The following is a 9,369-nucleotide window of genomic DNA, read 5'->3' on the forward strand; positions in this document are numbered from 1 at the left end:
CCCGCCGAGTTGGCCGTTTGGCCCGCCGAGTTGGCGATTTCGTCCGCCGAGTTGGCGGTTTCGCGCGCCGAGTTGGCGATTTCGTCCGACGGAACGGCCAAGTCGATCGTCCGAACGGCCAACTCGTCCGACCGAACGGCCAAGTCGACCGACCGAACGGCCAAGTCGACCGACCGAACGGCCAAGTCGACCGACCGAACGGCCAACTCGACCGACCGAACGGCCAACTCGACCGACCGAACGGCCAAGTCGGCAGGCTGGGTCAGCGCACGACGGTGACGAGGTCGTGGGCACCGTCCGGCCGGGCAGCCTCGACGTAGAAGCGCACCCGCCCGTCCGGGAGCGGTACGGCGGAGGCGTAGCGCCAGGCGCCGTCACTGTGCGGCGACGAGATCGGCGGGCCGTCCACGGCGACGTAGCGGGCGCCGTCCCAGGTGGCCACGCCCGTGGTCTCGAACCAGTTCGAGGCGGCGTCCGGCCGGCCGTCGTACAGGATCGTGCGGGGGCGTCCGTCGACGTCGGGCAGGACAGCGGTGGCGCGGGCGCCGCGGGCGTCCCACTCCCCCGGCCGGCCGGCGAGCACCTCACCGTGGTCGGTCCAGGAGAGGCCGTCGGGGCTGCGCAGCAGGCGGCTGGTCATCCGGTCCTCGTGGCCGGTGTCGGTGAGCGGGTGACAGCACAGGAGCATCTCCCAGCCGTCGGCGCCGTGGGTGACCACGGGGTCCTTGACGGCGACGGTGTCGTCGCCCGGGAGCACCAGGACCCGCTCCCCACCGGGCAGCTCCTCGGGGGTCGCGGCGGTGAGGCTGTCGACCCACCAGTGCTTGGAGCCGGGCGTCGCGCAGGACAGGTAGAGCCGCCAGCCGACGCCGGGGACCGGCACCAGGACGGGTCGCTCGAAGGACTCGCAGCCGAACGCGTCGCGGTGGACCTCCGCGACCGGCGTGAACCGCTCCCCGTCGTCCGAGCGCGCGACGACAACGCTGACCCCGCGGCCCTCGTCGAGCGGTCGGCGGACCCGGTAGGTGAGCCAGAAGGTGCCGTCGACCAGCACCGCGCTGGCCGCACCGGCCCAGTTGCCGGCGCCCGGCGCCGGGGCGGGTACGACGACCCGCGCGTCGTCGTACGTGGGCACGGTGAGGGCAGCCAGGCTCATGCGCCCATGATACTCGACCGAACGACTCGACATTGGGGGTCGATGCACGGGCCCCGAAGGGCGAATGGCACAGTGTCGCCATGACGGAGTCCGCGCAGACCCCCGACAGCACGCTCGCCCACGGACCGGTGGTCTGGGAGGACGAGGTCTGGATCCTCGCCCGGCACGACGCCGGCGACCTGCTCGGCCTGACCCTCCACCACCGTGAGGACGAGGGCCTGGGCCAGCTGTCCGACGAGCACGCGTCGCAGCTGGGCCGCATCGGCAACCGCTTGATCCGGATCATCGAGCACCTCCCCGAGGCCGGCCGGGTCACCCTCGGCCGCGTGCCCGGGGCCCACGTCCAGCTCACCTTCGAGGTCGCCGGCGTCTCGGTCGACCAGCTCCACGACGTCGCCGTGAAGCTCGCCAACTGGGGCGGCGACGCCCGCGCCTGAGGAGGCCACCACCATGTCGGTCGTCAAGATCAACGCCATCCACGTGCCCGAGGGCGCCGGCGCCCAGCTCGAGGAGCGGTTCGCCGCCCGAGCCGGCGCCGTCGAGGGATCGGCCGGTTTCCTCGGCTTCCAGCTGCTGCGGCCGACGGCCGGCGAGGACCGCTACTTCGTCGTCACCCACTGGGCCGACGAGGAGTCCTTCGCCGCGTGGCGCGACGGCCAGGGCCAGGCCGCGCACGCCGAGAAGCCCGGCGAGGCGCCGCGCAAGCCGGTCGCGACCGGCGCCGACCTGCTGGAGTTCGAGGTCGTGCTGGACGTGAAGCCGGCCTGATCCGGCCGTCCGCGCTCAGGCCCCGCCGGCCAACTGCGCCGCCCGGCGCAGGTCCGCGGCGACCGCGGCCCTGCTGGCGAGGGTGACCAGTCGCCCGACGCCGATGCCCCGCACGCTGAACTCGGCGACGACCGCGGACCCGTCCTCGGCCGGCGAGAAGAAGAGCGCCAGCTCGGCACGGAACGGGCCGCACCGCCCCTCCTCCACCCACCGCACGCCCGGCTCCGCGAGGGTCGTGCGCATCCGCGGCCGGACGCCCGGCACCACGGTGACGTCGGTCCAGGTCGTGCCTGCGGCCGTCGCGTCGCCGTCCACGGGTACGACGTCCGCGACCGCGCGCAGCGACGACTGCCACGCAGGGCGGTTGCGCGGGTCGGCGAGGTAGGCGAACGCCCGGTCCGCCGGGACCGGGAAGGCGACCTGGATCCGGCTCAGAGGATCGCGCCCGGGTTGTACGCCGCCGCCGCGGGGTTGGCCTCGACGATCGCGGCGACCTTGCGGACCACCGCCTGCGTCTGGGCGACGGCCGCGCCGGTGAAGGTGATCGGCTCGGCGACCAGCGACTGCAGCTGCTCGGCGGTGAGCCCCAGGCGCTCGTCGGCGGCGAGCTTGTCGAACACGTCGTTCTCGGCCTGGCCCTGGCGCACGGCCAGCGCGGTGCCGACGGCCGCCTCCTTGATCGCCTCGTGGGCGACCTCGCGGCCGACGCCGTTGCGGACGGCCGCCATCAGCACCTTCGTGGTCGCGAGATAGGGCAGGTAGCGCTCGAGCTCGCGCTGGATGACCGCGGGGAAGGCGCCGAACTCGTCGAGCACGGTGAGGAAGGTCTGGAACAGGCCGTCGACGGCGAAGAACGCGTCGGGCAGCGCCACCCGTCGTACGACCGAGCAGGAGACGTCGCCCTCGTTCCACTGGTCGCCGGCGAGCTCGCCGACCATGGAGAGGTAGCCGCGGGTGACGACGGCGAGGCCGTTGACCCGCTCGCAGGAGCGGGTGTTCATCTTGTGCGGCATCGCGGAGGAGCCGACCTGACCCTCCTTGAAGCCCTCGGTGACGATCTCGTTGCCGGCCATCAGCCGGATCGTGGTGGCGAGGTTGGACGGGGCGGCGGTCAGCTGGACCAGCGCGGACAGCACGTCGAAGTCGAGGGAGCGCGGGTAGACCTGGCCCACGCTGGTGAGCACCCGGTCGAAGCCGAGGTGGCGCGCCACGCGCTGCTCGAGGTCGTCCAGCTTGGCGGCGTCACCACCGAGCAGGTCGAGCATGTCCTGCGCGGTGCCCATCGGGCCCTTGATGCCGCGCAGCGGGTAGCGCCCGAGCAGGTCGTCGACCCGCTCGATCGCGATCATCAGCTCGTCGGCGACGGTGGCGAAGCGCTTGCCGAGGGTGGTCGCCTGGGCCGCCACGTTGTGCGACCGGCCGGCCATGACGAGGGTCTCGTACTCACCGGCGAGGCGGCCGAGCCGGGCGAGCGTCGCGATCGCGCGGTCGCGCAGCAGCGCCAGCGACTGCTTGACCTGCAGCTGCTCGACGTTCTCGGTGAGGTCGCGCGAGGTCATCCCCTTGTGGATGTGCTCGTGGCCGGCGAGGGCCGCGAACTCCTCGATCCGCGCCTTCACGTCGTGGCGGGTGACCCGCTCGCGGGCGGCGATGCTGGCGAGGTCGACACCCTCCTCGCCCTGCGCGGCGACCTTCTCGTAGGCCTCGATCACGCCGTCCGGGACCTCGATGCCGAGGTCCTTCTGCGCCTTCAGCACGGCGATCCAGAGCTGCCGCTCGAGGACGATCTTGTGCTCGGGCGACCAGATCTCGGCGAGGTCGGCGGCGGCGTAGCGGGTGGCGAGGACGTTCGGGACGGTCACGGTGCGCCATTCTCCCATGCCCGCGGCGCCACGAGGAACGAGCGGCGGCGGCCCGGACTCAGCGCAACGGCCGGACGAGCACCATCTCGCCGTCCTCGTTGGCCCCGCGCACGCCGGTGAACCCGGCCTTCGCCGCGACCCGGAGACTGGCGGCGTTGTCGGGGGCGATCGAGGCCCGCACCCGTACGCCGGCGGCGTCGGCCCGCTCCAGCAGGGCACCGAGCGCCTCGGTCGCCAGGCCGTAGCCGCGTGCGGGCGCCACCAGGCCGTAGCCGACCTCCACCTCGGGCACCCCGTCGTCGGCCGGCTCCGGCGGCCCGAAGAAGCCGATCGAGCCGATGACGAGCCGCTGCTTCAGCGACACGATCGAGCGCGGGCCCCACGGGTCGCCGTCGCGCCAGAGCGACGCGGCGCCGAGGTCGTCCTCGCGCGGGAAGTCCGGGTGCCAGTCGGGCTGCCGCTCGCCCGCGCGCAGGGCCGTGACGGTGGCGGCGTCCCACAGGACCAGCGCCAGCCGCGCGGTGGTGACGCCGACCGGAGCGCCGGCGGGCTCAGTCATCGAGGCCCACCGCCCTTCCGTCGTACGACGCCAGGGCGGTGGCGAGCGCGACGAGGTCCTCGCGCCACGGCTCCTCGGGGCCGGCCGGGAGGATGTCGTCCCAGTCGACGGCGAACGAGCCGAGCACCGAGGGCAGGCCGGCGGTGCGCGCCATGAACCAGACGTGCAGGTGCTCCGCACCGTCGCCGACCCGCATCACGTGGCAGCGCCCGATGTTGGGGAGACCTTCGACGATGCGGGCGATCCGGACGGCGAGCCGGCCGTACTCGGCCGCCATCGCGTCGTCGAGGTCGTCGAAGTCGAGGTGCTCCCACGGCTCGAGCATCACGACGAGCGGCAGCCCGCTGCGCTCGGCGAGGTGCTTGAGCCGCCACCGGTCGTTGGTCCAGATCAGCCCGGCCGGCTCGGGCGTGCAGATGGTGCAGTCGACACCGTCCTCCCCCATGCGCGGCTTCTCCGGGGCCGGCGCGGCCAGCGGCTTGGCGGCCAGCGCGCCGTCGACGACCTCCCACGGGAAGACGTCCCACTCCGCGACGGACGGCAGCGGCATGCGGCCGTCCTCGTCGGCGGCGGCCATCACCCGGGCGTGGACCTGTTCGGCGGACTCAGCCATGGCGCCACTCTGCCAGTCCGCGCGGCGCGTCAGTCAGCCAGGATCCGCTGCCACCACACGACGTCGATCCACCGGTCGAACTTCCGGCCGACCTCGCGGAGCACGCCCTGGCGCTCGAACCCGCACGCGCGGTGGAGGCCCTCGCTGGCGTCGTTGGGCAGGGAGATGCAGGCCAGCGCGGTGCGGACGCCGCCGGCCGCCATCCGGGCCAGCAGCTCGTCGTACAGGGTCCGGCCGAGGCCACGGCCCGAGGCGGCGGGGTCGAGGTAGATGGTGACCTCGCGGGTGCCGTCGTAGGCGCCCTTCGGGCGGAACTCCGAGGAGTAGGCGAAGCCGAGGACAGTGCCGTCGTCGTCCGCCGCCACCAGGAAGTGGTCGCCGGGGTGCGACGAGGCGAGCAGCCCCTCCCACTTGCCGCGCGGCGGCGGGACGAGGTCGAAGGTCGCGGTGCCCTCGCGGACCTCGCGGGCGTAGATGGCCGCGACGGCGTCGAGGTCACCGTCCGTGGCGACCCGGATCGTGACCAAGGCTGTCAGTCCTCGGTGAGCGAGGCGCCCTCGACGACGCCGAGCGGCTCGGCGGCGATGTCGGAGCGGCGCTGCAGGCCGTCGAAGCTGATCAGGTCGGCGGCGGCGTAGGCCCGGGCGCGGGCGTCGGCGACGTCGTACCCGACCGCGCGCACGGCGAGCACGCGGCCACCGGCCGTGACGAGCCGGGGGCCGTCGGGACCGTCGGCGAGGGCGGTGCCGGCGTGGATCACGTCGACGTCGGAGACACCGTTGGCCGCGCCGACGCCGGTGATGACGTCGCCCTTCGAGGACGACTCGGGGTAGCCGGCAGAGGCGAGGACGACGGTCACCGAGGCGCCGTCGCGGAAGGTCGGAGCGGGTACGTCGGCGAGGCGGCCCCGCGCGGCGGCGGACAGCAGCTCCCCGAGGGGCGACTCGAGGACGGCCAGCACCGGCTGGATGTCCGGGTCGCCGAAGCGGCAGTTGAACTCGATCACCCGTGGGCCGCTCTTCGTCAGCGCGAGGCCGACGTAGAGGCAGCCGACGAAGGGCGCTCCGCGGCGGCCCATCTCGTCGAGGGTCGGCTGGACGACCTGCTCCATGACCACGGACGCGAGGTCCGCGGGCGCCCAGGCCAGCGGCGAGTAGGAGCCCATGCCCCCGGTGTTGGGACCGCGACCGCCGTCGAAGATCCGCTTGAAGTCCTGGGCGGGCTGCAGCGGGTACGCCGTCGTGCCGTCGCAGACCGCGAACAGCGAGACCTCCGGTCCGTCGAGGAACTCCTCGATCACCACGGTGCCGCAGGCCGCGGCGTGCTCCTCCGCCTCGGCCCGGTCGCGGGTCACCACGACGCCCTTGCCCGCGGCGAGGGCGTCGTCCTTCACGACGTACGGCGCCCCGAACTCGTCGAGCGCGGCGGCGACCTCCTCGGGGGTCCGGCAGGTGCGCGAGCCGGCGGTCGGCACGCCCGCAGCGGCCATGACCTCCTTGGAGAAGGCCTTGGAGCCCTCCAGCTGCGCAGCGGCGGCCGACGGCCCGAAGACCGCGATGCCGGCGGCCCGGACGGCGTCCGCGACACCGGCCACGAGCGGCGCCTCGGGGCCCACGACCACCAGGTCGGCGCCGACCTCGGTCGCCAGCGCGGCCACGGCGTCGCCGTCCATCGGGTCGACCTCGTGCAGCGTCGCGAAGGCACCGATGCCCGGGTTGCCCGGCGCCGCGTGCACCTCGCTCACCGCGGGGTCGCGGGAGAGAGCGAGGGCGAGCGCGTGCTCGCGGCCACCGGTGCCGATCACGAGGGTCTTCACGGGGGTCGATCCTATTCGGGAGCGGCCGGGCGTCAGGCGCCGAGTCCGTTGCGGGACAGGAAGTCCAGCGCGGCGTCGGCGACCTCCTGCCAGTGGCTGTCGATCACCAGCGAGTGGCCGACGCCGGGGATCTCCACGATCTCGGTCACGTGGTGCTGGTTCTTGCGCTGCTTCTTGAACGCCGCGTTGGCCATCGCGAAGGGGACGATGTGGTCCTTCTCGCCGGTCACCACCAGGAGCGGGCCGCGGTCGGCGTTCTTCTTCGCCGCCTTGGTCTTCGCCGCGGGGTTGAAGTTGGCGGTCGCGGCCTGGAAGAGCGGCCGCCCGGGGGCCGGGGTGTGGAAGCCGTCGTAGAGGGCGCGAGCCTCCTCCTCGGAGACGGCGTTGGCGAAGCCGTAGCGGAACTCGTCGAAGGTCAGGGTGACCGTGCGGCCGTAGTTCAGGGGGTTGCCCAGGACCGGGAAGGCCGCCTTGAGCGAGGAGAAGGGCAGCGGCAGGACGCCCTGGCTCGGGGCCGGGTCGATGGTCACGGTGCCGGCGGCGATCCCCCGGCCGGCGATGATCTGGACGAGCAGTCCGCCGAACGAGTGCCCGATCACGATCGGCTTCCGGTCGAGGCCCTCGATGACCTCCTGGACGTGGTCGGCGACGTCGCGCACCGAGGTTCCGGCGAGCGAGCCCTCGTTGGCGAGGGCGGCGGCGACGTCCGCCTCGTCGCCGGGCCAGTCGACGGCGACGGCGGCGTACCCGCGGTCCTCGACGTAGGCCTTCCAGGCGTCCCAGCTGCTGTGCAGCAGCCAGAGGCCGTGGACGAAGACGACGGGCTGGCGGCCGGAGGCGTTGGCGGCGGCGACCTCGGCGGCCTCGCGGGGGGTGACGGTGCTGGCGGTGGTGTTCATGGCTTCCTCCTGTAGGATGTAGAAAGAACGTTCGTTCTTTTTCTTGTCCAACTGTGGAGGATCGCGATGCATTCCGTCAAGAGGGGAATTCGTAGGATCGGTCCCGTGCCCGACGCTGCGCCCCCGACCACCAAGGTCTCCGAGCCCCGCGAGCGCCTGTTGCGTACGGCGACCCGGCTCTTCTACGAGGAGGGCATCCACGGCGTCGGGGTCGACCGGGTGCTCGCCGAGGCCGGGGTCACCCGGGCCACGATGTACCGCCACTTCCCGGGCAAGGAGGCGCTCGTCGTCGCCTACCTCGAGCACGAGGACGCGGTGATCCGCGGGCTGTTCGCCGCCGCGGCCGAGGAGGCCGCGGCCCGCGACGCCGCGCCGGCCGAGCTGCTCGCCCTCGTCATCGACGGGGTCGCGCAGGATGCCACCCGGCTGCACACGCGAGGCTGCCCGTTCATCAACGCCAGCGCCGAGTACCCCGACGCCGAGGGGCCGGTGCGGGCCGTCGTACGCACGCACCGGGAGTGGTTCCGCGGCACCCTGACCGAGCTGGCGACGGCAGCCGGCTCGCCCGATCCCGCCGCCACCGCCGCGTCCCTGGTGCTGCTGCGCGACGCGATGCTCGTGGGCGGCTACCTCGACGGCCAGGACGTGGCGACGGACTTCCGCGCGACGGCCCGGAAGGTCGCAGGCCTCGACGCCTGACCCGGCTGCCGGGTTGCGCGGCGCCGGGTTCGGGCAGACTTGCGCCACACCGTTCCACCACAGTCACCAATCTCGGGGGTTTCCATGCGCGTGCCGAATGTCGGCGAGGAGTTCGGCCGGTACCGGCTCGACCGGGTGCTCGGCCAGGGCGGGATGGGCATCGTCTTCGCGGCGACCGACCCCCGACTGGGCCGCACCGTCGCCCTGAAGGTGATCACCGGGGTGCTCGCGCAGTCGCCGGAGTTCCGGGCGCGCTTCCAGGCGGAGGCGGCCGCGCTGGCGCGCCTCGACTCGCCGTACGTGATCGCGATCCACGACCACGACGAGGTCGACGGGACGCCGTACATCGTCACCCAGTACGTCGACGGCGCCGACCTCGGCACGCTGCTGAAGGACCAGGGCCCGATGCCGGCCCGCCAGGCGCTGCTGCTGTGCGCCCAGCTCGCGCGCGGGCTCGGCGACGCCCACCGGGTCGGCGTCATCCACCGCGACGTGAAGCCCGGCAACGTGCTGCTCCGCGGCGCCGGGACCGACGACGTGCACGCCTACCTCTGCGACTTCGGCATCGCGCGCTCCGACGGCATCGACGGCCCCGCGCCGACCGCGACCGGCATGGTCGCCGGCACCTGGTCCTACCTCTCCCCCGAGCGCACCGCCGGCCTTCCCGCGTCACCGGCCAGCGACCTCTACGCCCTCGGCTGCCTGCTCTGGACCTGCCTCACGGGGCACGAGCCCTACCAGGGCACCGACGTCCAGGTCGCGCTCGCGCACCAGACGGCGCCGATCCCGCAGCTGCCCGGCTCCGGCCAGCTCGTCGACGGCCTCAACGCCGTGGTCGCCAAGGCCCTCGCCAAGGACCCCGCCGAGCGGTACGACGACGCGGCGGTCCTCCGCGCCGATCTCGAGCGCCTCGCGGCGCTGGCCACCGACGAGACCATCGAGGCGCCGGTCTCCGCGCCGGGCGCGGTCACCGCCGTACGGCCGACCGGGCCCGCCG

At 73.7% G+C, this 9,369-nt stretch carries 12 protein-coding genes; 4 read left to right on the forward strand and 8 right to left on the reverse strand.

Features of this window, described 5'->3' with window-relative positions; all coding sequences use genetic code 11:
• Nucleotides 1-262: 262 nt before the first annotated feature.
• Nucleotides 263-1,156, reverse strand: coding sequence for a hypothetical protein (locus AC2YHB_RS15825; protein ID WP_179648105.1), 894 nt, complete (start codon nucleotides 1,154-1,156; stop codon nucleotides 263-265).
• An 80-nt stretch (nucleotides 1,157-1,236) separates the two neighbouring features.
• Here AC2YHB_RS15825 and AC2YHB_RS15830 point away from each other — a divergent pair, with 80 nt between their 5' ends.
• Both AC2YHB_RS15830 and AC2YHB_RS15835 read left to right on the forward strand, forming a co-directional pair.
• Nucleotides 1,237-1,593 carry a hypothetical protein gene (locus AC2YHB_RS15830; protein ID WP_036548673.1) on the forward strand — a complete coding sequence of 119 codons (357 nt, stop codon included), beginning with the start codon at nucleotides 1,237-1,239 and terminating at the stop codon, nucleotides 1,591-1,593.
• A gap of 13 nt (nucleotides 1,594-1,606) precedes the next feature.
• The gene (locus AC2YHB_RS15835; protein ID WP_036548675.1) at nucleotides 1,607-1,924 is read left to right on the forward strand and encodes an antibiotic biosynthesis monooxygenase family protein; all 318 of its coding nucleotides are present in this window, start codon (nucleotides 1,607-1,609) and stop codon (nucleotides 1,922-1,924) included.
• Nucleotides 1,925-1,939: 15 nt separating this feature from the next.
• On the opposite strand, the gene AC2YHB_RS15840 is transcribed toward AC2YHB_RS15835, so the two are convergent.
• The 7 genes from AC2YHB_RS15840 to AC2YHB_RS15870 are packed head-to-tail and all read right to left on the reverse strand — an operon-like array spanning nucleotide 1,940 to nucleotide 7,673.
• Nucleotides 1,940-2,359 (reverse strand): SRPBCC family protein, encoded by a 420-nt coding sequence (locus AC2YHB_RS15840; RefSeq protein WP_179652033.1) that lies wholly within the window; start codon nucleotides 2,357-2,359, stop codon nucleotides 1,940-1,942.
• A complete protein-coding gene (gene purB / locus AC2YHB_RS15845; protein WP_308645495.1) occupies nucleotides 2,356-3,786 on the reverse strand; it encodes an adenylosuccinate lyase in 1,431 nt (476 codons plus the stop codon). The genes AC2YHB_RS15840 and purB overlap by 4 nt, the downstream gene beginning before the upstream one ends.
• Nucleotides 3,787-3,844: 58 nt before the next feature.
• Complete coding sequence (locus AC2YHB_RS15850) at nucleotides 3,845-4,345, reverse strand: GNAT family N-acetyltransferase (protein ID WP_179648107.1); 501 nt, start codon at nucleotides 4,343-4,345, stop codon at nucleotides 3,845-3,847.
• Nucleotides 4,338-4,958: an HIT family protein gene (locus AC2YHB_RS15855; protein ID WP_487354267.1), complete on the reverse strand. Its 621-nt coding sequence runs from the start codon at nucleotides 4,956-4,958 to the stop codon at nucleotides 4,338-4,340. The genes AC2YHB_RS15850 and AC2YHB_RS15855 overlap by 8 nt, the downstream gene beginning before the upstream one ends.
• A 29-nt stretch (nucleotides 4,959-4,987) precedes the next feature.
• Entirely contained in the window at nucleotides 4,988-5,485 is a 498-nt protein-coding gene (locus AC2YHB_RS15860; protein ID WP_487354268.1) for an N-acetyltransferase family protein, read from the reverse strand.
• Between the two features lie 5 nt (nucleotides 5,486-5,490).
• Nucleotides 5,491-6,774: a phosphoribosylamine--glycine ligase gene (gene purD / locus AC2YHB_RS15865; protein WP_487354269.1), complete on the reverse strand. Its 1,284-nt coding sequence runs from the start codon at nucleotides 6,772-6,774 to the stop codon at nucleotides 5,491-5,493.
• A gap of 32 nt (nucleotides 6,775-6,806) precedes the next feature.
• Nucleotides 6,807-7,673, reverse strand: a complete 867-nt coding sequence (locus AC2YHB_RS15870; protein ID WP_179648111.1) for an alpha/beta hydrolase — start codon at nucleotides 7,671-7,673, stop codon at nucleotides 6,807-6,809.
• Between the two features lie 105 nt (nucleotides 7,674-7,778).
• On the opposite strand from AC2YHB_RS15870, the gene AC2YHB_RS15875 reads away from it, so the two are divergent.
• Nucleotides 7,779-8,372 (forward strand): TetR/AcrR family transcriptional regulator, encoded by a 594-nt coding sequence (locus AC2YHB_RS15875; protein ID WP_218864619.1) that lies wholly within the window; start codon nucleotides 7,779-7,781, stop codon nucleotides 8,370-8,372.
• Between the two features lie 84 nt (nucleotides 8,373-8,456).
• The coding region (locus AC2YHB_RS15880) for a serine/threonine-protein kinase (protein WP_487354270.1) at nucleotides 8,457-9,369 on the forward strand (913 nt) is incomplete at its 3' end.

It is taken from the genome of Nocardioides sp. SRI_004 (genome assembly GCF_057586415.1).

Coding starts and splice junctions, on each gene's coding strand:
- AC2YHB_RS15830 (WP_036548673.1), top strand. CDS start 1,237: ATGACGGAGTCCGCGCAGACCCCCGACAGCACGCTCGCCCACGGACCG.
- AC2YHB_RS15850 (WP_179648107.1), bottom strand. CDS start 4,345: ATGACTGAGCCCGCCGGCGCTCCGGTCGGCGTCACCACCGCGCGGCTG.
- AC2YHB_RS15825 (WP_179648105.1), bottom strand. CDS start 1,156: ATGAGCCTGGCTGCCCTCACCGTGCCCACGTACGACGACGCGCGGGTC.
- AC2YHB_RS15870 (WP_179648111.1), bottom strand. CDS start 7,673: ATGAACACCACCGCCAGCACCGTCACCCCCCGCGAGGCCGCCGAGGTC.
- AC2YHB_RS15835 (WP_036548675.1), top strand. CDS start 1,607: ATGTCGGTCGTCAAGATCAACGCCATCCACGTGCCCGAGGGCGCCGGC.
- AC2YHB_RS15855 (WP_487354267.1), bottom strand. CDS start 4,958: ATGGCTGAGTCCGCCGAACAGGTCCACGCCCGGGTGATGGCCGCCGCC.